The organism is Croceicoccus sp. Ery15, from assembly GCF_020985305.1.
Classification (GTDB): Bacteria; Pseudomonadota; Alphaproteobacteria; order Sphingomonadales; family Sphingomonadaceae; genus Croceicoccus.
This window is the reverse complement of sequence record NZ_CP087588.1, coordinates 1,366,061-1,388,194: the sequence shown is the minus strand read 5'-3', so window position 1 is coordinate 1,388,194 and position 22,134 is coordinate 1,366,061. Positions and strand designations below refer to the sequence as shown.

The window sequence follows — 22,134 nt, the reverse complement described above, 5'->3', positions numbered from 1 at the left end:
ATAAATCACTCGCCTCATGCCAATTCGAAATCAGCAAGGATCGCGATAGCGGTGCATTTTTTTACGATTCGCGCAGATCCTGGCACCGTTGGCGCGGAAATACGTCCTTGCCGTCGCAATTTCGCGCGCGTCGGTCGCTAATTCGCGCTGGGCGCGAAAATTTTCAGAACCGTCAGCTGTTGAGCAGTTTGTCCGTAAAGGTCTCTAACTGTCCAAAAGCGTTCCAAGCCTCACAAATTGCTGACGATTTGCCCAAATTCTAGCTCAATCTGACTCTTGCGTCCTGTCAAAAAGTTCTCATTATGTTCCGTAGAGGGGCTGCCAATGTCAATGTGTGAGAACGCCCAATGTCTAATACCGAACGCATCATCCGACTGAAGACCGTGCTCGACCGCACAGGTCTCTCTCGCTCCACCATCTATCGCAAGATCGCCGAGGGGACTTTCCCGTCACAGGTGAAGATAAGCGTCCACGGCGCAGGCTGGCATGAGTCCGCAATCAATCGCTGGATTGCCGATCCTGCGCACTATCGTGAAGAGGAACCGGCAGAATGAGTGCGCAGCAACCTGTCGAGCCGATCTGTGTCAAGGTCAATGACGCTGCCCGTATGATCGGCGTCGGGCGCACAAAGCTCTACGAGCTGATCTCCAGCGGCGAACTCGAAACGGTCAAGATTGGCAAGGCAACGCGCATCACGACAGCCAGTTTGCATAGGCTGGTTGAGCGGCATCGGGCGTTGAACTGACCAGGCCGCAAACTCGCAATTGGACAGTGTCAGAACGTGCCATTATGTTGCGATAAGGCGCTCAACGAACCACCCACTTATTCAGCTTTTCGGTCAAAACGCTGAACCGAACCATCGTTAAATGAACGAAAATGTGGGGGAGAGTGTGGGGGAAAGCCTGCATTTGTTCCAAGAACAGGATTGATATCAAAGCGTTATTTTTGCGGTTCGATTCAAGCCCTGCCACCACCGGAGCGGCCCGTAGGCCAGCGTTCTGCCTTCACCCGTCCAGCATGGCCTGCAGCCGCGTGCGCAAATGGCTCACCAGTCGCGTCACCTTGGGTGCCAGCTGGCGACGGGCGGAATAGACGGCCCAGATCGGCTCGTCCTCCGGCTTTTGATCGTCCAGCACGGACTGCAGCCGTCCCGCGGCAAGATGTTCGCCCACGTAAAAAGCGGGAATCTGGCATATGCCCATGCCCGCGAGGCAAGCGTCGAGCAGCGACGACCCCGAATTGCATTTCCACCGTCCGTCGGGCCGCCAGGTCTGGCCATAGCGGAACTGCCATTGCGAGGCGGAGCCGGTGAGGCATTCGTGTGCCGCCAGATCGGCGATCCGCGCGGGCTTGCCATGGTGCGAGATATAATCGCGCGAGGCGACGGTGATCAGCTCGCGCTGGGCGACGCGGGTGGCGATCAGGCGGGAATCTTCCAGATGGCCGGTGCGCACGGCCAGATCGTACCCGCGCCCTGCGATATCGACGACATCGTTGTCGAGGTCGATTTCCACCTGAACACCTGCGTGCATCTGGGCGAATTCGCGCAGCAGGGGTGAAATGAATCGCTCACCCAGCGCATAGGAACAGGTAACGCGCAACAGGCCGAACGGCTCGTTATGCTGGCTGAGCGCGGCAATCGCTTCCTCGCGCTCTTCGACCAGCCGCTGGCATTGGGCAAAGAACACGCGGCCAGTTTCGGTGAGGTACAGAGAGCGCGTAGTGCGGTTGAACAGGCGGGTTTCCAGCCTTTGTTCCAGCCGCCCGATCGACCGGCTCATATGCGTGACCGATGCGTCGAATGCCCGTGCGCCTGCGGTAAAGCTGCCGGCGCGGGCAACCGCGACAAATTCCTCGATACCGTCCCAGCCAGAGATCATAGGAAGCGCCCGTGATTATTGCCATATGGGGATAATGCTTTGCAGCTATCGCGCTTTATCACCATCCGGTTCGATGTCTATGATGCAGCCAAAGCCGTTCTTTCGATTGGAGCACATATATGAAAACCCGCGCCGCCGTAGCTTTCGAGGCGAAAAAGCCCCTCGAGATCGTCGAGGTCGATCTGGAAGGCCCCAAGGAGGGCGAGGTTCTGGTCGAGATCATGGCGACGGGCCTGTGCCATACCGATGCCTATACGCTGGACGGGCTGGACAGCGAGGGGCTGTTCCCCTCGATCCTCGGCCATGAAGGCGCAGGCATCGTTCGCGAAATCGGGCCGGGCGTGACCAGCGTAAAGCCCGATGATCACGTCATCCCGCTCTACACCCCCGAATGCCGCCAGTGTAAATCCTGCCTGTCGGGCAAGACCAATCTGTGCACCGCGATCCGCGCCACGCAGGGCAAGGGGCTGATGCCCGACGGCACCAGCCGCTTCAGCTATAAGGGCGAGATGATCCATCACTACATGGGCTGCTCGACCTTCTCGAATTTTACCGTCCTGCCCGAAATCGCGGTTGCCAAGATCCGCGAGGACGCTCCGTTCAAGACCAGCTGCTACATCGGCTGCGGCGTCACCACCGGTGTCGGCGCGGTGACCAACACGGCCAAGGTGCAGGTGGGCGACAATGTGGTCGTGTTCGGCCTTGGCGGTATTGGCCTCAACGTCATTCAGGGCGCGAAGATGGCAGGCGCGTCGAAGATCATCGGCATCGACCTCAACCCCGACCGCGAGGAATGGGGCCGCAAGTTCGGCATGACCGACTTCCTCAACACCAAGGGCATGAGCCATGACGACATCGTGCAGAAGGTCGTCGCCATGACCGACGGGGGCGCGGATTACACCTTTGACTGCACGGGCAACACCAATGTGATGCGCACCGCGCTGGAAGCATGTCATCGCGGCTGGGGCGAAAGCATCATCATCGGCGTGGCCGAAGCAGGCAAGGAAATCAGCACGCGCCCGTTCCAGCTGGTCACTGGCCGCGTGTGGAAGGGCACGGCATTCGGCGGCGCGAAGGGCCGGACCGATGTGCCCAAGATCGTCGACTGGTACATGAACGGCCAGATCGAGATCGACCCGATGATCACCCATGTCTTGACCCTTGAGGAAATCAACAAGGGGTTTGACCTGATGCATGCGGGCGAGAGCATTCGCAGCGTGGTCGTTTACTGATAGCAGGCGGGCTCTGGCCAATTGAGGAGAGCCTTATGTTCAGCCACGTCCATATCGGTAGCAATGATACCGCCCGTGCCAAGCGTTTCTATGACGCGTTGATCGGTGCGCTGGGCGGCGGGGAAGGGGCGAAGGACCCCGACCGCGACCGCTATTTCTACAGCCACGATGGCGCCTTGCTGATCGTGGGCGCACCGCTGGACGAAAAAGAAGCGACTGTCAGCAACGGCTCGACCATCGGTTTCCGCGTCGACAGCCCCGAACAGGGTGCGGCATGGGTTCGGGCGGGGCTGGACCATGGCGGCACGCTGATCGAGGATGCGCCCGGCATCCGCGACCGAGGCGCGCGCGGGCAGATTTATCTCGCCTATTTGCGCGATCCTGACGGGCACAAATTATGCGCAATGAAATTCATGGAGCCGAAGTGACACTCGAAACGATATCGCTGAATCGCAGCCACGGCGGCACGCAGGGCGTCTATAAGCACCAGAGTAAGGCGACGAATACGGAGATGACATTCTCCGTCTTCGTGCCCGACCATGCCGAAGGTGCAATGCTGCCGGTGCTGACCTATCTGTCGGGTCTGACTTGCACCCAAGCCAATGTGACCGAAAAGGGCGAATATCGCGCCGCCTGCGCGCAGCACGGCATTATCTTCGTCGCGCCCGATACATCCCCGCGCGGCGACGATGTTCCCGATGACGAAGCCTATGACTTTGGCAAGGGGGCAGGGTTCTATGTCGATGCGACACAGAAGCCATGGGCCACGCATTTCAACATGCGCCGCTATATCGAAGAGGAATTGCCCGCGCTGATACAGGCTCATTTCCCCGCCGATATGGCGCGGCAGGGCATTACCGGCCATTCGATGGGCGGGCATGGCGCGCTGACCATATCGCTGCGCAATCCGGGGCGGTTCCGTTCGACCAGCGCGTTTGCGCCCATCGTCAGTCCGTTGAACTGCCCTTGGGGCGAAAAGGCGCTGACAGGCTATATCGGGTCCGACCAAGCCGCCTGGCGCGAGTATGACGCCTGCGCCCTGATCGCGGACGGCGCGCGCCTGCCCGATCTTTTGGTCGATCAGGGGACGGCGGATAATTTCCTTGAAGAACAGCTGAAAACCGGCCTGCTTGAACAGGCGGTAACCGCTGCCGGAATGAAGGCCGACATCCGCATGCAGGCGGGATATGATCATTCCTATTACTTCATCTCGACATTTATGGCCGAGCATGTCGCATGGCATGCCGCGCGGCTGAAAGGCTGACGCTTTTCTTCCGTATAACATTCCGCCGCGCCTTCCCCACGTCAGAGCCGATCGGGGGAGGCGCGTTAATCCCAAATTTACCCTTTCCCACAAAGCCATGGCGCAAGCGACGGGCCGTATTCGGGATCGGGCCCGCCGCGATCTGGCAACAAATCGCACTTGCGAAGGGCGGGCTTCATGGCGAACAGTCGGGGAATGTTGTTACTGGCAGGAACGGCGCTGGCCTGTCTGGCTGGCTGTGGCGGGGGCGAAGCGGGCACCGAAACGGTTGCTTCTCTTCCTGTAACCGCAGCGCCCGCGCCGACGCCGGGTCCGACACCTGCACCAACTCCGGCACCAACTCCGGCACCAACTCCTGCGCCATCTCCGGCACCAGCACCTGCTCCCGCACCCACTTCGGTCAGCGTGCCATCAGGGACGATGGAACTGGGCGCTGCCACCCATTTCAGTCAGGGTTGGCAGCTTGATACGATCGACCGGGCCGACGAGATTTCCGTCACTCTTCTGCGTGACGAGATGGAGTGGGATCAGGCCGAGATCACCAAAGGCAAGATCGACTTTACCGGCGCGACCGCGCAAAAGCTTGAGGCTGCCTGCGCGCGCGGCAAGAAACTATTGCTTGTCCAGATACCGACAAACCCGAATTACGACGGCGGTAAGTTTGTCTATTCCCCCGCTTCTCGCGCGGCCTTTGCCAAATTTCTGCGTGCCGTGGCCGATCATTTCGGATCGTGCATTGCCGCGTTCGAGATCGGGAACGAAATCAACGGCGGCGGCGGCCTCGGCCTTAGCTATCCGGACGGTTACGATCTGGAAGACACCTATATCGCGCTGTTGAAAGATATCGAGGCCGCCATGGGATCAAGCCATGACGATATTCGCATCCTTGGGGGTTCGACCAATCTGATCGGCACCGGCTATCTGGAAAAATTCTTTGCCGCGGGCATTCTGAATCACATCGATGGCGTCGCGGTGCATCCCTATTCGGGCTATGCCTATGGCCTGCCGATGGAGATTGCGTTGCTGAAAAAGGCGATGCGCGACAACGGTAAAGAGGTCGAGATCTGGGCGTCCGAGTTCGCGCATGACCATACCGACCAGAAACTTGCTGCCTCCGAAGGAATCAAATCGATCACCCTGATGGCGGCTGCCGGGGTCGACGCGGCAATATGGTACGCGCTGTTCGAAGAGCGCTGGTTTCCCAACCTGGGCCTGTTCGACGGCTCCACAATAAAACAGCAGGGGCGGGCCGTGCGTCTGGCCACGACAAAGCTGCTGCCCCACGGTAATCCGGTCAAGCTGAACACCGGCGATTCCGGTCTGTTCGCCTATCGCTATGGAAAGGGGGCGACCGTCGTATGGGGTACGCCGCGCACCATTCAAGTGGAAGGCGCGACCGAGGCCTATGACGCCTATGGCAACCGCTTGCCATCGAACAGCCAGATGCAGGTGTCCGATGTTCCGGTGATATTCATAGGCGGCAATATCAGCGATCCGGGAACCAGCAATGTGCTGGCCGATACGCTGCTGCAATTCGGCACGGGCGACTGGACATATTTCGCGCGCAGCCGCGATGGCGGGATGAACCCGTTAACCTATACCGCGCAATGGTACACCAGCGACATGCGCAGTGCGTGGGACGCGGTGCTGGCCTTGGGTCCCGACGGCGCGGTTCCGGCGCGCGATGCGAGTGATCCTCTGCGGGCCCTTTGGCAATGGCAGGCAGACAAGGCCATGTCGGTGACTGTCACGGCCTGCTTCCACAAGCGTCAGGAGGGCGGCGATGGCATCGACCTGTCCATCGATCGCAACGGCAACACGCTGACGACCAAGATTTTGTCCAACGGCCGGACCCAGATCAGCGCGGATATCGATCTGGCTGCGGGGGACAAGGTGATGGTTTCCGCCGGTCCCAACCAGACATGGGGCAATGATGCGTTCGGCATGCGCGCAAAAGTGTTCAAAAGGGGCACTGCCAGCGCCGTCGAATGTCCCAGCTGGCATCTAAACTGACGCGGTGTCGGGGCCGGTCGCAAAACCGGCCCCGACACGATTATTCAAGCGTCATCAGGCTGGCATTGCCGCCCGCTGCCGTCGTGTCGACCGAGATCGAGACTTCCTCCAACAGCCAGTGCAGGCAATAGGCGGGCTTGTCCGATGCGCAATCCGCCTCGCTGGCGGATTGGGTCAGCACCAGCGGCCCGTCGCGCCCGGCAAATTCGGCCAGCGCCGCGCGCAGATCGCTTTCGTCCCCTTCGACCAGCGCGCCCGCGACCGGCTGATGCGCCAGCGCCTCGACCCTTCCGTGCAATTCGGGGGGAAGATCGGCGGACCAGCCCATATCTTCGAGCAAGGCGATATTGCCGGTGGCCAGCACGGCGGCCAGCTGCTGCTGGAAACCGGCCGTGGTCTTGGGTCGGACCAGAATATGGCCCCGCTTGCGCAGTTCATAGCTGTTCCGTTCGCCCACCGGACCGGGCAGGACTTCGCGGTAACCCAGCCCGCCCTGATCGGCACAGGCACGGGCGGCGTCGGATGCTGCAATCTCGCCGCGCATGCGCAGCCATTGCGAATATTGGTGCACGGCCGGATCGGACAGCGCCATTGGCAGGGCAGGGGGCTGGCTGACAAGGCGGCCCAGGTAAAGCGGACCGCCCGCCTTTGGCCCCGTGCCCGACAGGCGATGCCCGCCAAACGGCTGGCTGCCCACGATCGCGCCGATCTGATTGCGGTTGATATAGATATTCCCCGCCTCGATCACGCGGGCGACCTGATCGACCGTGCCGTCCAGCCGCGTGTGCAGGCCAAAGGTCAACCCATATCCCGACAGGTTGATCTCGTGCACCAACGGCACAAGATCGTGGCGCGCGAAACGGGTGACATGCAGCACCGGCCCGAACACTTCACGGGTCAGTTCGGTCGTCGAATCCAGTTCGATGATGGTCGGCGCTACAAAGCTGCCATGCTCGACCCCTTGCGGCAGTTTCAGCCGCGTGACCTTGTGCCCAGCGACCTCCATCTCGGCGATATGGCTCTCGATACCTTCCAGCGCCTCGTCGGTGATGACGGGGCCGATATCGTTCGACAATTGCGTGGTGGAACCGATCGCCAGCTGCGCCAATGCCCCCTTCAACAGGCCCAGTGTGCGGTCATAGACATCGTCCTGAATGCACAGCAGGCGCAGGGCCGAACAACGCTGCCCCGCGCTGTCGAAGGCGCTGGCGATCACATCGCGCACCACCTGTTCGGCAAGGGCGGAGGAATCGACGATCATCGCATTGATGCCGCCTGTTTCCGCGATCAGCGGGATCGGCTTGCCCGCAGGCGACAGGCGCTTGGACAATCGCTTTTGAATCAGCTGTGCGACCTGTGTCGATCCGGTGAACATCACGCCGTGCACATCTTCCGACGCGACCAGTGCCGCGCCCACCGCGCCGTCGCCGGGAACCAGCCGCAGAGCGTGGTCGGGAATCCCTGCCTCGTGCAGGATACGCACGGCTTCGGCGGCGACCAAAGGCGTTTCCTCGGCCGGTTTCGCCAGCACCGAATTGCCGCCGACCAATGCGGCCGCGACCTGTCCGGTGAAGATGGCAAGCGGGAAGTTCCACGGCGAAATACAGCAGATCGTGCCCAAAGGCTCCTGCTCGTGCCCAAAGCTTTCGACCGCGCGGTTCGCGTAATAGCGCAGGAAATCGATCGCCTCGCGTACTTCGGCAATGGCATTGGTGGCGCTCTTGCCCGCCTCGCGGATGGTCAGGCCGATCAGCACGCCCATTTGCGCCTGCATCGTATCGGCCGCGCGGTGCAGCGCCGAAGCCCTTTGGCTGACGGGCACCTCGTTCCAGTGCGATGCGGCGACGATAGAGGCAATGGCCGGCACATCGTCGGGCGACAGATCGTGGCTGACCCCGACGATATCGCGCCGGTCCGCCGGATTGGTCACATCGCGGGGCGTGCCGGTGCCCGCTTCGCCCGCCACCCATTCGCGGCTGGCGCTTTCCTTCAGATTTTCGGTCAGTTCGGCCAGACGATCCTCGTTCGTCAGGTCGATGCCTGCCGAATTCAGCCGCATCGGGAATATTCCCAGGGGCAGGGAGATCTGCGGATGCATGCTGCCGGGGCGTTCCATTTCGGCCACTTGCTGCGCCGGATCGGCAGTCAGATCCGCGATGGCGACATCGGGATTGGAAATGCGGTTCAGGAACGAGCTGTTGGCCCCGTTTTCCAGCAAGCGCCGCACCAGATAGGCGAGCAGCGTCTCATGCGTGCCGACCGGCGCATAGATGCGGCAGGGGCGGTTCAGCTTTTTCTTGGGAACGACCTCGTCATACAGTTCCTCGCCCATGCCGTGCAGGCACTGGAACTCGTAATCGCCTGCCTCGAACGGGCGGCCCTTGATCTCGTCCGCAAGGTGATAGATCGTCGCCAGAGTCTGCGCGTTATGCGTGGCGAATTGCGGAAAAATATGCTCGCGCGCCTCGATCAGCTGGCGGGCGCAGGCGATATAGGACAGGTCGGTGTGAACCTTGCGCGTATAGACGGGAAAATCCGGCAGCCCGTCCAGCTGGGCGCGCTTGATCTCGGCATCCCAATAGGCGCCTTTCACCAGACGCACCGGAATGCGGCGTTCGGACCGTTTGGCCAGATCGATCAGCCAGTCCAGCACTTGCGGGCAACGCTTGCCATACGCCTGGATGACGCAGCCAAGCCCGTTCCAGCCCGCCAGCTCGTGCGCGGTGGCCAGTTCCTCGATAATGTCGAGCGACAGTTCCAGCCGGTCGGCTTCCTCGGCATCGATGTTAAAGCCGATGCCATATGATTTCGCCAGCACGGCCAGTGCACGGACGCGGGGCAGCAGTTCCTTCATCACCCGTCCGGCCTGTGCGCGCTGGTAACGCGGGTGCAGGGCCGACAGCTTGACCGAAATGCCCGGCGCGGTGTGGACCGGCTTTCCGTCGGCGCGGCGGCCGATGGCATGGATCGCCTTCTCATAGGCTGCGTAATAGGCTGCGGCATCGTTCAGATCGACCGCGGCCTCGCCCAGCATGTCATAGCTATAGGTAAAGCCCCGCGCTTCGGGGCCCTTGGCGTGCTTGATCGCTTCCTCGATCGTCTCGCCCGCGACGAAATGTTCGCCCATGAATTCCATGGCAAGGCGCACGCCCGACCGGATCACCGGCTCGCCCGCGCGGGCGATCAGGCGTTTCAGCGCGGCGGCAAGGCCGAATTCGTCGGTTCGTTCGGAAAGCTCGCCCGTGACAACAAGACCCCATGTGGCCGCGTTCACGAACAGTGAGTGATCGGGCGCCAGATGCGAACGCCAGTTGCCGCGCGCGATCTTGTCCTTCACCAGCGCGTCGCGCGTGCCCGCATCGGGAATGCGCAGCAGGGCTTCGGCCAGACACATCAGCGCGACGCCCTCTTCGCTGGACAGCGAATATTCCTGCATCAGGCCGTCGACGCCCCAGCCGTCCTGCTTCTTGCGGACTTTCAGCACCAGATCGCGGGCGGTCTGTTCGATCTGCTGGCGCAAATGGTCGGGCATGGTCGCGCGCGGCAGCAATTCGGCCACGGCCTGCGGTTCGGGGCGGCGATAGGCATCGGTAATCGCCTGTCGCAGCGGCGTTGCTTCGCGGATGGGGGGCGCAAAACGGGCAAACTTGTCGTTCAAATCGGCAGTCCTGTCGAGCATGGGGTCCTTTCGGCGGGTTGAACGTTGTCTCTCCTGATCGGCAAATTCCCGCCTGCTGCGGGTGGCCAAATCATCTCTTTATGTTAGCTGCAACCGTTCGCAGCGGACTTCGATCCGAAAAGACAGACATTCGACCTGAAAGAGGAATTATGAGCACGGATATTTCCAGCAACGAAACGAACGCGCAACCCGATGGTCGGGTGCTTCTCGTCGGATGCGGGAACATGGGCTTTGCCATGCTGAAAGGCTGGATCGAACAGGGCACACCGGCGAATCGGATCGACGTGGTCGAACCCAATGACGATCTGCGTAAACGCGCAGGGGGAACGGGCGCCAAGGTTCATGCCAGCGTGGACGATATCATCGGCGGAGAGGCCCCGGCGATGGCGATCATCGCGGTCAAGCCGCAGGTGATGGCCAAGGTGCTGGCCGATTACCGCCCCTTTGCGGCGGCGGGCACGACATTCGTATCGGTTGCGGCGGGCACCTTGCTGGGCACCATCGAAAAGGCGCTGGGCGAGGGGAGCGCGGTTATCCGCTGCATGCCCAATACGCCCGCGGCCGTGGGCAAGGGCATGATGGTCTGCTGTGCCAATGATGCCGTGACCGGTGAAGCACGCGCCGTTTGCGAAACGCTGCTGTCGGCCAGCGGCAGCGTCGCCTTTGTCGAGGAAGAGAGCCTGATGGACGCGGTAACCGGCGTGTCTGGTTCTGGCCCTGCCTATGTCTTCCATTTTATCGAGGCGATGGCCGAGGCGGGCGTCAAATCGGGACTTCCCGAAGATCTGGCGAAAGAGCTGGCGATCCAGACGGTCTATGGCGCGGCGGTCTATGCGCGTTCGTCGGACGAGGATCCGGGCCAGCTTCGCAGCAATGTGACCAGCCCCAACGGCACCACGGCGGCGGCGCTGGATGTGCTGATGGGCACGGGCCGCCTGCGCGCCCTGCTGGCCGAAGCGGTCGAGGCGGCCGCCGAACGCTCGCGCGAACTGGCGCGGGATTGACGGGAATACCGGATCAGGGGGCGGGCGTGCCTGCCCCCTGATCCGCCATTTCGTCGATGCGGCGGACATCGACCGCATATTTCAGATCCTGCACCGCCGAACCCACGAACACGCCGTCGATGGGCGAGACATCGGCAAAATCGCGCCCCATGCCCACGGTCACGTGATCGGTATCGGCCAGCCGGTCGTTGGTCGGATCGAATGCGACCCAGCCATCCTCTCCGCACCATACCGCCACCCATGCATGCATCGCATCGGCGCCGACCAGCTTTTCCTGACCCGGCGGCGGGCGGGTGTTGAGATAGCCCGAGATATAGGCCGCCGGGATCGCATGCGAACGCAGCGCGGCGATCATCACGTGGCTTTGATCCTGACACACGCCGCGTCCCGCCGCGAATGCCTCTTGCGGGGGTGTGCGGCTGGTGGAGGAGCCGGACACATAGGCGATCTTTTCATGCACCGCATGGGTCAGATCATGGGCGGCCTGCACGATCGAACGGTCGGGCGACAGGATCGGCGCGGCCCAGTCCGCGATTGCCTGATCCAGCCCTGCGATGCGCGACGCGAACAGATAGGGCGCGGGCGACCATACGCTGAGATCGCGTGAAGCGGCGGCCATTTCGCGCACGTCCTCGATCGTCATGGCCGTCGCGGGTGCGCGCGGCGGGGTGATCGCGACGGTAAAGCTGCTCTGCACGGTCAATTCGCTGAGCGGCTGCTCAAACCGGACGCGCGTGGTGTTGACGAGATAGGGCCCGTCCTCGTCCACCGCGCTGGCGGGCACAGGATCGAGCACGAGCGACTGGTCCGAAATCTCCTGCCCCGCCCATGGATAGGGTTTGAGCCTGATGTTGAAGCGCGCCTGCGCCACGGGGGCGGCATAGGACAGGTCGGTGCGATGTTTGACGCGGAAGGTGACGGGGCCGCTCATGCCAGCAGCGCCCCCGGATCGCGCGGGGCGGGCCTGTCCGGTTGCAGGAAATAGCGCCGCCCGATCGCAGCCGACAAGGCGCCCAGATCGTCGCGCAGCCCCTGAAGCACATTGGTGTCGAGGTCTTCGGCATCGAGGCCGCCGATCTTCGCGTCGAGCATTTGCGCCATGCGCAGCGGCTCTTCGGGAAGGCCGTCTTCGCGAAGGTCAGGCAGGGCGGCCAGATGTTCGGCCACGCGCTTGGCCTGATAGGCAAGGCCGCGCGGCTCCGCAGGGTCAAGCAGCGCCATGTCGAGCACGGGCGCGATGAAGGGGATCGTGAGATAGCGGCTGCGATAAAGCGATATGCCGTCGATCAGGTCGAGCAGCGCAGTCAGGTCTTCGGCGCTGGCACTACCGGGAACTATGGCTTGTGCTGCCTGCAGCATCATCGACCCGCGTTCGATCGCGATGCCCATGTCAAAGAAGCGCCATGCCGCGCTGCGCCCCATATTGTCCGACAGCAATTGCGCCACCGCAGCGCCGCGCCCGACCACCATGTCGCACGCATCGATCAGCGTATCGCTGTCCATTGCATCCACGGGAGGCAGGGGCCGCTGAACCGCGCGCCAGCTGTCGCGCGACAACCGGTCGCGCAGCAAAAGCGCGATCTGCTGCGCCTTTTCGATAAGAACGGGGATCGACCCGTTCAGCGTCTTGTCGGTCAGTGCGGCGACCGCCATGTCGTGCGGGGCGGGATGCGCTTCCTCTTTGGTCGGAGCAGGCGCGGCACCCCATTGGCGTAGCAGCGCAGCCAGCCGGTCGGCGGTGGTCACCGCTTCGGGCACGGCGGCGCGTCCTGCGGGGCCATCGGAATTTTCAACCAGAATGCGCACGATCCGAGCGGTCAGGTTCAGGCGTTCGCCATAACGGCCCAACCAGAACAGATTATCGGCGGCCTGGCTGGGCAATTGCCCGCCGCCGCGCCGCACCGATGGCGGGTCCAGATTGGGCGGGCGCACGGTACGGGCGCTTCCTTGTCCGTCGACCACGCACAGATCGGCGGAGAAATCGTCGCGCTCCATCAAGGCGGTGCGCAGATGGCCCTGTTTGGAAATGCGCGCGAAGCCGCCCGGCATGACCACCCATTGCCCGTTCGCCCCGCGCGCAAGAAAGCAGCGCAAAGTAAAACGGCGCGGTTCGAACCGCCCGTCGACGATGGCGGGCGCGGTCGAGGTTTCGACGATTTCCTGCGCGACATAATCCATCGGGCGGCGGGCCAGCCCTTGCAGCAGTACTACTCGCTCTTCGGGCGGAATCTGCGCGCCGATACGCGTGCTGCCTTCGGGAATGCCGGGGATGCTGCCACGAAACGAGGAGGCAAAGACCAGCTCGTCGAAACGGGCCAGCGCCTCGTCCCGCTCGGCCTTTTGCCCGCACCACCATGTCGCCGCATTGGGCAGGATCAGCGGCCCGCCGGTCACCACCTGGGCAAGCCGCGGCAGAAAGGCCGACATGGCGCGCGATTCCACCACGCCCGCACCCGGCCAGTTCGCCACCGACAATTGCCCCGACCGGCACGCCTCGATCAGTCCCGCGACGCCGATCTGCGAATGCTGGTCGAATGCCAGCGGATCGATATCGGCGGTATTGATCCAGCGCCACAACCCGTCGATCCGCTTCAACCCGGCAACCGTGCGCACATAAAGTCGCCCGTCGCGCACCGTCAGGTCGCGGCCTTCGACCAGAGAGAAGCCGAGATGGCGGGCCAGATGCGCCTGTTCGGGATAGCTCTGGTTAAACCGTCCGGGGGTCAACAGGCCGATGCGCGGGTCCGACCGCTGGCAATCCTCGGCAATCCCGAACCGCAGGGCCTCGAAAAATTCGGTAATGCGGCGCGCGCCGATGCCCGCCAGCAGATTGCCGGTACTGCGGATCAGCGCCAGCCGGTTTTCCAGCGCATAGCCGATGCCGGTGGGCAGCCGCGTGCGATCGGCCAGCACGCGCCATTCGCCATTGGGACCGCGTGCCAGATCGACGGCATAGACGCGCAAATGATAGCCGCCCGGGGGACGCAAACCGACCATTTTGCGCGCGAAATTGGGGCTTCCGCTGGCCAGAGCGGCGGGCAAATGCCCTTCGCCCACCAGATTTTGCGCGCTATAGATGTCGGCGACGACATGTTCGAGCAATTCGGCCCGCTGGATCAGCCCCGCTTCCAGAACGTCCCATTCGGATGCGCCGATCAGCACCGGCATCGGCCCCAATGGCCATGGCCGCTCCCGCTCGTCCCCTGTCAGGCGGAAGGCAAGGCCCAGATCCTCGACATTGCGGTCGAGATAGGACTGTATCTGCCCCAGATTGCCTTCGCCAAGCTGGCACAGGGCGGCGGCCACACGATGCCACAGCGGCGCCATATCGCTGCTGGCAGAGGCGAAGATATCGCCGCTTTCGGGCGCGGGATACCAGCCCAGCGGATCGCTGCCGGGATCGGGGCCGAAAAGGGTATCCCCCTGAAAAACAGGCGAACCGTCGTTCATTATCCGCGCTTGGGCCGTCGCAGGTCCAGTGTCATCGGGAACTCTCCCCCATCCTCTGCGGGCGGAATCTCGACATCGCCGGGCGTGTGGCCGAACGGCTGGAACCGTGCCCGGCGGCGTGCCTCCGCCTCGAAATCATTGACCGGTACGTCGTCATAGGATCGTCCGCCCGGATGCGCCACATGATAGACACAACCACCCAGCGAGCGATTGTTCCAGCTGTCGAACACATCGAAGGTGAGCGGAGCGTCTGCGGCGAGGAGCGGATGGAGGCACGAGGGCGGGGCCCAGGCCTTGTACCGGATGCCGCCGACCGCTTCTCCCGGCTTGCCCGTGGGGTGCAACGGCACGCGGCGCCCGTTGCAGGCAACGACATGGCGTCCGGGGACAAGCCCGCGTGCCTTGACCTGCAGCCGTTCGGTGCTGGAATCGACATAGCGCACCGTGCCGCCGATCGCGCCGGTTTCTCCCAGCACGTTCCACGGCTCCAGCGCATGGGCGATTTCCAGCGCCACGCCGCCCGCCTCGACCTCGCCATGGATCGGGAAACGGAACTGGCGTTGCGCCTCGAACCAGTTCGGGTCGAAATCGAAGCCCGCCTCGCGCAGGTCCTGAAGCACGTCGAGGAAATCGGACCAGCAGAAATGGGGCAGCAGAAACCGGTCGTGCAGGCTGGTGCCCCAACGGACCAGCGAACCCGACAGGGGGCGCTGCCAGAACATGGCCGTCAGCGCGCGGATCAACAGCAATTGCGCCACGCTCATCTTCGCGTCGGGCGGCATTTCGAAGCCGCGGAACTCGACCAGCCCAAGGCGTCCCGTCGGCCCGTCGGGCGAATAGAGCTTGTCGATGCAAATTTCGCTGCGATGCGTATTGCCCGTTACGTCGACCAGCAGGTTGCGGAACAGCAGATCGCTGATCCACGGGAATTGCGGCGGCGTTTCGGGGCCGGGCACTTGCGCCAGCGCGATATCCAGCTCGTACAGGCTGTCATGCCGGGCTTCGTCGAAGCGCGGGGCCTGGCTGGTGGGGCCGATGAACAGGCCGGAAAACAGATAGGACAGCGACGGATGGCGCTGCCAGTAAAGCACAAAGCTTTTCAGCAGGTCAGGCCGCCGCACGAAGGGGCTGTCGGGCAGGGTCTTGCCGCCCAGCACGATATGGTTGCCACCGCCCGTGCCTACCGAACGCCCGTCGACCATGAACTTGTCGGCCGTCAGCCCCACTTCGCGCGCGTCTTCGTACAGCCCTTCGGTAATCGCGCGGATTTCCTCGAAACTGGCAGCAGGGTGGATGTTCACCTCGATCACGCCGGGATCGGGAGTGACCTTCAGCACGTTGACGCGCGGGTCGGGCGGCGGGGAATACCCCTCGATCCGCACCGGCTTGTCCATTTTCGCGGCGACGTCCTCGATCGCGGCGACAAGTTCGAGGAAATCCTCCATCGCTTCGACCGGCGGGATGAACACCGACAGGTAATCGCCGCGCGGCTCGACCGTCATGGCGGTGCGGACGGCATCGGCGCTGATTTCCTGTTCGACGCGGTCCTGTGCATGACCATCGGGCCCTGCGACGCGCTCGACCCGCTGACCGGTCGGCGCAAAGCCCTCGGCAGGTGGCGCGGCCTCGCGGCTGTCGCTGCCGACGGGGACCGACTGCCGCCGGAAATCGGCCAATGGCTCGGCCGCATCGGTGGATACGCGCGGGTGGATATAGGGAAAGTCGGATTTGGACACATGCGGCAGCGAGCCGAGCGGCAGGCGATAGCCCAGTGCCGAATCGCCCGGCACCGCGAACAGCGCGCCACGCCGCGTGGTCCATTGTTCGGTCTTCCACCGCGGACCCTTGGCGGGCTGGGCCTGTTGCCGCTGGATCGGCAGGGCGAAACCCACCGGCTTGGTCAGCCCGCGCGTAAAGGTTTTTACGATGCGCTGGCGTTCCTCGGGGTCTTCGATCTTGGGGTCGAGCGCCGTCACATTGACCGGCAGTTCCCCCTCGCGCTCGATCCATTTCTGCGGGTCTTCGTAAACCGCCTGCACCGTTTCGCCGCCAAGCCCCAGCACCGTCGCGGTGCCTTCGATCAGCGCTTGTGCGTCTTCGGCATCGACGATCTGTTCGACCGCCGCATCGGGATCGTCGCTGCCGCCCGCGATCAGATCGGGGTTTTGCCAGATCGGCGCGCCATCGTGCCGCCAATAGAGCGAAAAGCCCCAGCGTGGCAGGCTTTCGCCCGGATACCATTTGCCCTGTCCGTGGTGCAGCAGGGCCCCCGGCGCGAAACGGTCGCGCAACTTGCGGATCAGGCGGTTGGCATAATCGGCCTTGGTCGGGCCCACGGCCTCGCCGTTCCATTCGGGCGCTTCGGGGTCGGCCGCCGCGACAAAGGTCGGTTCGCCCCCCATGGTCAGGCGCACATCACCTGCTTCCAGCGCCTCGTCCACCCTGGCACCCAGATCGAGCAGAGCCTGCCAGCGGCCGTCGGTAAAGGGCTTGGTGATGCGCACAGCCTCGTGCACACGGTCGACGCTCATCTCGAAGGTGAAATCGACTTCGGCGGGTTCGGCCACGCCGGTGATCGGCGCGGCAGAGCGGAAATGCGGCGTTGCGGCCAGCGGAATATGGCCTTCGCCCGCGAACAGCCCGCTGGTGGGGTCCAGCCCGATCCAGCCTGCGCCGGGGACGAAAATCTCGCACCATGCATGAAGATCGGTGAAATCGGCCTCGGGCCCCTTGGGACCTTCGACCGGTTCGACATCGGCCTTCATCTGGATCAGATAGCCCGATACGAAACGCGCGGCATAACCCAGCCGCCGCAACAGGTTTACCAGCAGCCAGCCCGTATCGCGGCAACTGCCTGTGCCCAGTTCCAGCGTCTCTTCGGGCGTCTGCACGCCGGGTTCCATGCGCACGACATAGGAAATCCGCTGTTCCAGCGCCTGATTGATGGCCACCAGAAAATCGATGGTGCGGCCCTGCTGCTTGCCTGCCCATTCGCCGACCAGTGCCTCGAACTTCTCGCCCGCAGGTTCGGCATCGAAATAGGCGGCAAGCTCGGCCCTTGCTTCGTCGGTATAGGAAAAGGGGACCTCTTCGGCCTCTTCCTCGACGAAAAAGTCGAAGGGGTTGATGACCGCCATGTCCGCGATCAGATCGACATCAATGGAAAAGCTGGTCACGCGTTCGGGAAAGACGACGCGTGCCAGCCAGTTGCCATGCGGGTCTTGTTGCCAGTTGATGAAATGGCCCGCCGGTTCGATTTTCAGCGCGTAATTGGGCACCTCTGTCCGTGTGTGCGGGGCTGGGCGCAGGCGGATCACCTGCGGGCCAAGACGGACGGGCCTGTCATAGACATAGGCGGTGCGGTGATGCAGAGCGGCGCGTATCATGGCCTGTGCTTATCGGTCCGTGTCGTGTTGCATTGCAACTGCGAAATTGCGTGAAAGGATGGCGTGTTGTTACATGATGCCGGATCGCATCTTGCGGGACTGGAAATCGGCGGCACCAAGCTGGTGGCCGCACGCGCATATGGCAGGGCCATTGCAGAGCGGGTAACGATCCCGACCACCACGCCAGAGGCTACGCTGCACGCGGCGCGCGAATTGCTGGCACGCTGGCATGCTAGTGAGGCGCTTGCCGCCATCGGAATTGCCGCTTTCGGCCCCGTGCGCATCGATCGGGCCGCCCCCGATTACGGTCATGTTCTGGCAACGCCCAAACCCGGCTGGGAAGGGGCCGATCTGCTGGCCGGACTGTCAGGTTTCGGCGTGCCTTTTGCGCTCGATACCGATGTGAATGCCGCTGCCCTGGCCGAAATGTCACTGGGGGCGGGGCAGGGGTGCGACAGCCTGATCTATATCACCATCGGCACCGGCATCGGCGGCGGCGTGGTCGTGGGTGGCAGGCCCGCGCACGGGCGGCTGCATCCCGAACTGGGCCACATGATGCTGGGGCGCGAGGCTGGTGACGATTTTGCCGGAATTTGCCCCTTCCATGGCGATTGCATCGAAGGGTTGGTAAGCGGTCCCGCTCTTCACGCGCGCTTGGGTGCGGATCCGGCGGCAGTGGCGGCAGGCGATCCGCGCTGGGAAACGGTCGCGGGCGATCTGGCGCGGCTGATCGCCAATCTCATGCTGACGCTTTCGCCGCAGAGGATCGTGATCGGTGGCGGCGTGGGGCTGGGGCAGCGCGCCATGGTGCAAGGGGCCGCGCGCAAGGTGCCTGCGTTACTGGCGGGCTATCTGCCCGATATCGATGACGATGCGATGGCGCGGATCGTGGTGCCGCCGGTTCTGGGGCATGATGCGGGGCCGCTGGGCGCGATCCTGCTGGCCGAACGTGCGGCTTCCTGCGAAACCGGGGCGCAAGTCTGAACCGCCGCCCGCGCGTTGGCGCAGGCAGCGGCTTATCCGGTCAGATATCCAGATTGGCGACGTTTAGCGCATTTTCCTGAATGAATTCGCGGCGCGGTTCGACCACATCGCCCATCAGACGGGTAAATATCTCGTCCGTTACGTCGGCGTCCTCGACCTTGACCTGCAGCAGGGCGCGGTTGTTGGGGTCGAGCGTGGTTTCCCAAAGTTGCTCGGCATTCATCTCGCCAAGACCTTTGTAACGCTGCACCGACAGGCCCTTGCGGCCCGCCGCCATGATCTGGTCGAGCAACTGGCTGGGCCGGTTCATCGATGCGCCGGTCGGCGTTTCGACCGCTTCCTCGTCCTCTTCGGCAGCATCGGTCTGCGCTTGCTGGGAAATGCGGACAAGGCTGGCACCCTGTTCGAACGGTTCGGCCAGTTCCTCGGCCAGCTTGCTGATCTTGCGGGCTTCCGCGCTTTCGAGGAACTTGTTCTCGATCAGGTGATAATCGGTCACCCCGCGCCAGACGCGCGAAATGCCATAGCCCTCGTCATTGATCTGCGCCGACCAGCGCGCTTCCTCGTCCCCGCGCTGCAGCCACTGTGCTGCGCGTTGCAAGGCGGCTTCGCGGGTTGCGGCATCGATGCCGGGGGCCAGCGCGCCCGACAGGGCCAGCGCCTCGATCACGCCCTGATCATATCGGTTGGGCGCAAAGCCCAATGCGTTCCTGAACCGGCGTGCCTTTTCCACCAGCGCGGCGAGATCGTCGCCGCTGCGTGCGCCGCCGGCGGTTTCCAGCACGCGATTGCCCAGACCCGCATCGACAAGATAGCGTTCGAGCGCGTCATTATCCTTGAGGTAAACCTCCGACCGGCCCTTCGCGACCTTATACAGCGGCGGCTGCGCGATATAGAGGTGCCCCGCCTTTACGATTTCAGGCATCTGGCGGTGGAAGAAAGTGAGCAGCAGCGTACGGATATGCGCGCCGTCGACGTCGGCGTCGGTCATGATCACGATCTTGTGATAACGCAGCTTTTCCAGATCGAATTCGTCACGCAGGCCCGTGCCCATCGCCTGAATCAGCGTGCCGACTTCCTTTGACGAAATGATGCGGTCGAAACGCGCGCGTTCGACGTTCAGGATCTTGCCGCGCAGGGGCAGGATCGCCTGATACTGGCTGTCGCGCCCGTTCTTGGCCGAACCACCTGCGGAATCGCCCTCGACCAAAAAGAGTTCGCATTTGGTCGCGTCGCGCTCGCGGCAGTCGGATAATTTGCCCGGCAGGCTGGCGACGCTCATCGCGCCCTTGCGGCTCATTTCGCGGGCGCGGCGGGCCGCCTCGCGCGCGGCAGCGGCGTCGACGACCTTCTGGATGATCGCCTTGGCATTGGCGGGGTTTTCTTCCAGCCATTCGGTCATCTTGTCGCCCATCAGCGCTTCCAGCGGCTGACGCACTTCGGAACTGACCAGCTTGTCCTTGGTCTGCGACGAGAACTTGGGATCGGGCAGCTTGACCGAAACGATCGCGGTCAGCCCTTCGCGCATATCCTCACCCGACAGGCTGACCTTTTCCTTCTTGATCAGGCCCGAACGGTCGGCATAGCCATTGAGCGTGCGCGTCAGCGCCGCGCGAAAGGCGGCGAGGTGGGTGCCGCCATCACGCTGCGGGATGTTGTTGGTGAAGCACAGCACGTTCTCGTAATAGGAATCGTTCCATTCGAGAGCGACTTCGATCCCGATCCCGTCCTTGTCCGCGCTGATCGCGATGGGTTCGGGGATCATCGGCTGCTTGTTGCGGTCGAGATAGGCGACGAACGCGCCGATCCCGCCTTCGTAGAACAGATCGTGCTGGGCCGGTTCCTCGTGCCGCAGGTCCTTGAGGATGATCCGCACGCCCGAATTCAGGAAGGCCAGCTCGCGATAGCGGTGTTCCAGCTTCTCGAAATCATATTCGTTGACGTTCTTGAACGTCTCGTCACTGGCAAGAAAGCGCACGCGCGTACCCTTGCGCGGCTCGCCGTCGTCATTCAGCGGCGCATCGCCGACCACTTTCAGCGGAGCGACGGCATTGCCATGCTCGAACCGCATCCAGTGCTCCTTGCCGTCGCGCCAGATCGTCAGTTCCAGCCACTCGGACAATGCGTTCACCACCGAAACGCCTACGCCGTGCAAACCGCCCGACACCTTATAGGCATTGTCGTCGCTGGTGTTTTCGAACTTACCGCCCGCGTGCAACTGGGTCATGATGACCTCTGCCGCCGACACGCCCTCTTCCTTGTGAATGTCGGTGGGGATGCCGCGGCCGTTGTCGTCGACGCTGACCGAATTATCGGGATGCAATTCGATGATCACGCGGTCGCAATGGCCCGCCAGCGCCTCGTCGATGGCGTTGTCGGACACTTCGAACACCATATGGTGCAGGCCCGAGCCGTCGTCGGTGTCGCCGATGTACATGCCCGGGCGCTTGCGGACAGCGTCCAGCCCCTTCAGCACCTTGATCGATTCGGCCCCGTAGCCGTTGTTTCCGCCCGTCTTGGCAGGCGTTGCACCGTTATCTTCCATGACCACGATATAGGAATTGTGGTCCAATCCCCCAAGCGGAACCGCAGCCCGCGCGGCGATTTTCCACAATTCCGGCAGTAAGAAGAGTGAGAAGGGGCAAAATCGCGCCCGCAAGGACTAAAACCAAAGGAAAAGGGCCGCTCCGGCGATCCGGAACGGCCCCCTTCGGAATTCTGCCTGGTGCGATCAGCCGAGTTCGGCGGTCGAGCCCATGGCCAGCGAACGCTGCGCTTCGATCTGCGCATCGGCCTGTTCCATCGCGTCGCGGATGCACGAACGGACGAGCAGACGGCTGGCGAAGGTCGGAACCTCTTCATTGCAGGTTTCGGTCACTTCGGCGAGAACGCGCGACTTGAGCGCATTTACGTCGGTTTCCTGCGACAGGTCGAGATCCGAGAAGTCCACGCGGACTTCGACGTCTTCAGCGTGCGCGGCCGGAGCAATGCCGAAAGTGGCAAGAGCGGCCAGAGCAGGAACGATAAACTTACGCATATTTTCCTCCTAAAAAGTTGCCGCCAGGTTCAAACATCCAGTCTGGTTTTGGTCAGCCAGTTATCATTCGTTCGAGTGTGTTGTGCACTGCACCATTCGATTGTGCAAATGCGAAAAAAGCCCCTACGCTTGCGTTTTATGCAACACTAAATTGTGTATTAACGAAGCATGTGGCGGAAAGGGTGTGATAGTTGCCCTCTGATCC

The 22,134-nt window shown here is 62.9% G+C and carries 15 protein-coding genes; 8 read left to right on the top strand and 7 right to left on the bottom strand.

Annotation, left to right across the window (positions count from 1 at the left end):
* Positions 1–347 precede the first annotated feature (347 nt).
* The gene (locus LOZ77_RS06770; protein WP_067673162.1) at positions 348–554 is read left to right on the top strand and encodes an AlpA family transcriptional regulator; all 207 of its coding nucleotides are present in this window, start codon (positions 348–350) and stop codon (positions 552–554) included.
* Positions 551–745, top strand: coding sequence for a helix-turn-helix domain-containing protein (locus LOZ77_RS06765; protein WP_230281412.1), 195 nt, complete (start codon positions 551–553; stop codon positions 743–745). The genes LOZ77_RS06770 and LOZ77_RS06765 overlap by 4 nt, the downstream gene beginning before the upstream one ends.
* A 259-nt stretch (positions 746–1,004) precedes the next feature.
* Here the strand turns inward: LOZ77_RS06765 and LOZ77_RS06760 are convergent, their stop codons facing one another.
* On the bottom strand, positions 1,005–1,880 hold the full coding sequence (locus LOZ77_RS06760) for a LysR family transcriptional regulator (protein WP_230281411.1): 876 nt from the start codon (positions 1,878–1,880) through the stop codon (positions 1,005–1,007).
* Positions 1,881–1,999: 119 nt separating this feature from the next.
* Here LOZ77_RS06760 and LOZ77_RS06755 point away from each other — a divergent pair, with 119 nt between their 5' ends.
* The 4 genes from LOZ77_RS06755 (at position 2,000) to LOZ77_RS06740 (ending at position 6,389) form a co-directional block, all read left to right on the top strand.
* Positions 2,000–3,112, top strand: a complete 1,113-nt coding sequence (locus LOZ77_RS06755; RefSeq protein ID WP_230281410.1) for an S-(hydroxymethyl)glutathione dehydrogenase/class III alcohol dehydrogenase — start codon at positions 2,000–2,002, stop codon at positions 3,110–3,112.
* Positions 3,113–3,147: 35 nt separating this feature from the next.
* Positions 3,148–3,540: a VOC family protein gene (locus LOZ77_RS06750; RefSeq protein ID WP_230281409.1), complete on the top strand. Its 393-nt coding sequence runs from the start codon at positions 3,148–3,150 to the stop codon at positions 3,538–3,540.
* On the top strand, positions 3,537–4,376 hold the full coding sequence (fghA, locus tag LOZ77_RS06745) for an S-formylglutathione hydrolase (RefSeq protein ID WP_230281408.1): 840 nt from the start codon (positions 3,537–3,539) through the stop codon (positions 4,374–4,376). Before LOZ77_RS06750 ends, fghA begins: the two co-directional genes overlap by 4 nt.
* 420 nt (positions 4,377–4,796) lie before the next feature.
* Positions 4,797–6,389 (top strand): hypothetical protein, encoded by a 1,593-nt coding sequence (locus LOZ77_RS06740; protein WP_230281407.1) that lies wholly within the window; start codon positions 4,797–4,799, stop codon positions 6,387–6,389.
* Positions 6,390–6,429: 40 nt separating this feature from the next.
* Here the strand turns inward: LOZ77_RS06740 and putA are convergent, their stop codons facing one another.
* Positions 6,430–10,068, bottom strand: a complete 3,639-nt coding sequence (gene putA, locus LOZ77_RS06735) for a bifunctional proline dehydrogenase/L-glutamate gamma-semialdehyde dehydrogenase PutA (protein ID WP_230281406.1) — start codon at positions 10,066–10,068, stop codon at positions 6,430–6,432.
* Positions 10,069–10,217: 149 nt separating this feature from the next.
* Between putA and proC the strand changes: the two genes are divergently transcribed.
* On the top strand, positions 10,218–11,072 hold the full coding sequence (gene proC / locus LOZ77_RS06730; protein ID WP_230281405.1) for a pyrroline-5-carboxylate reductase: 855 nt from the start codon (positions 10,218–10,220) through the stop codon (positions 11,070–11,072).
* A 13-nt stretch (positions 11,073–11,085) separates the two neighbouring features.
* Here the strand turns inward: proC and LOZ77_RS06725 are convergent, their stop codons facing one another.
* Genes LOZ77_RS06725 through LOZ77_RS06715 form a run of 3 tightly spaced genes read right to left on the bottom strand, consistent with a single transcriptional unit; the run spans position 11,086 to position 17,908 of the window.
* Positions 11,086–12,003, bottom strand: a complete 918-nt coding sequence (locus LOZ77_RS06725; RefSeq protein ID WP_230281404.1) for a transglutaminase family protein — start codon at positions 12,001–12,003, stop codon at positions 11,086–11,088.
* On the bottom strand, positions 12,000–14,522 hold the full coding sequence (locus tag LOZ77_RS06720; protein WP_230281403.1) for a circularly permuted type 2 ATP-grasp protein: 2,523 nt from the start codon (positions 14,520–14,522) through the stop codon (positions 12,000–12,002). Before LOZ77_RS06720 ends, LOZ77_RS06725 begins: the two co-directional genes overlap by 4 nt.
* On the bottom strand, positions 14,522–17,908 hold the full coding sequence (locus tag LOZ77_RS06715; RefSeq protein WP_230281402.1) for a DUF2126 domain-containing protein: 3,387 nt from the start codon (positions 17,906–17,908) through the stop codon (positions 14,522–14,524). Before LOZ77_RS06715 ends, LOZ77_RS06720 begins: the two co-directional genes overlap by 1 nt.
* 63 nt (positions 17,909–17,971) lie before the next feature.
* Between LOZ77_RS06715 and LOZ77_RS06710 the strand changes: the two genes are divergently transcribed.
* Positions 17,972–18,892 carry an ROK family protein gene (locus tag LOZ77_RS06710; protein WP_230281401.1) on the top strand — a complete coding sequence of 307 codons (921 nt, stop codon included), beginning with the start codon at positions 17,972–17,974 and terminating at the stop codon, positions 18,890–18,892.
* A 40-nt stretch (positions 18,893–18,932) separates the two neighbouring features.
* Here the strand turns inward: LOZ77_RS06710 and gyrB are convergent, their stop codons facing one another.
* The gene (gyrB, locus tag LOZ77_RS06705; protein WP_230281400.1) at positions 18,933–21,437 is read right to left on the bottom strand and encodes a DNA topoisomerase (ATP-hydrolyzing) subunit B; all 2,505 of its coding nucleotides are present in this window, start codon (positions 21,435–21,437) and stop codon (positions 18,933–18,935) included.
* A gap of 186 nt (positions 21,438–21,623) precedes the next feature.
* Positions 21,624–21,929 (bottom strand): UrcA family protein, encoded by a 306-nt coding sequence (locus LOZ77_RS06700; RefSeq protein ID WP_230281399.1) that lies wholly within the window; start codon positions 21,927–21,929, stop codon positions 21,624–21,626.
* Positions 21,930–22,134 lie beyond the last annotated feature (205 nt).

Coding starts and splice junctions, on each gene's coding strand:
- LOZ77_RS06765 (WP_230281412.1), top strand. CDS start 551: ATGAGTGCGCAGCAACCTGTCGAGCCGATCTGTGTCAAGGTCAATGAC.
- LOZ77_RS06715 (WP_230281402.1), bottom strand. CDS start 17,908: ATGATACGCGCCGCTCTGCATCACCGCACCGCCTATGTCTATGACAGG.
- LOZ77_RS06760 (WP_230281411.1), bottom strand. CDS start 1,880: ATGATCTCTGGCTGGGACGGTATCGAGGAATTTGTCGCGGTTGCCCGC.
- LOZ77_RS06755 (WP_230281410.1), top strand. CDS start 2,000: ATGAAAACCCGCGCCGCCGTAGCTTTCGAGGCGAAAAAGCCCCTCGAG.
- LOZ77_RS06720 (WP_230281403.1), bottom strand. CDS start 14,522: ATGAACGACGGTTCGCCTGTTTTTCAGGGGGATACCCTTTTCGGCCCC.
- putA (WP_230281406.1), bottom strand. CDS start 10,068: ATGCTCGACAGGACTGCCGATTTGAACGACAAGTTTGCCCGTTTTGCG.
- LOZ77_RS06740 (WP_230281407.1), top strand. CDS start 4,797: ATGGAACTGGGCGCTGCCACCCATTTCAGTCAGGGTTGGCAGCTTGAT.
- proC (WP_230281405.1), top strand. CDS start 10,218: ATGAGCACGGATATTTCCAGCAACGAAACGAACGCGCAACCCGATGGT.
- LOZ77_RS06770 (WP_067673162.1), top strand. CDS start 348: ATGTCTAATACCGAACGCATCATCCGACTGAAGACCGTGCTCGACCGC.
- gyrB (WP_230281400.1), bottom strand. CDS start 21,437: ATGGAAGATAACGGTGCAACGCCTGCCAAGACGGGCGGAAACAACGGC.
- LOZ77_RS06750 (WP_230281409.1), top strand. CDS start 3,148: ATGTTCAGCCACGTCCATATCGGTAGCAATGATACCGCCCGTGCCAAG.
- LOZ77_RS06700 (WP_230281399.1), bottom strand. CDS start 21,929: ATGCGTAAGTTTATCGTTCCTGCTCTGGCCGCTCTTGCCACTTTCGGC.
- LOZ77_RS06725 (WP_230281404.1), bottom strand. CDS start 12,003: ATGAGCGGCCCCGTCACCTTCCGCGTCAAACATCGCACCGACCTGTCC.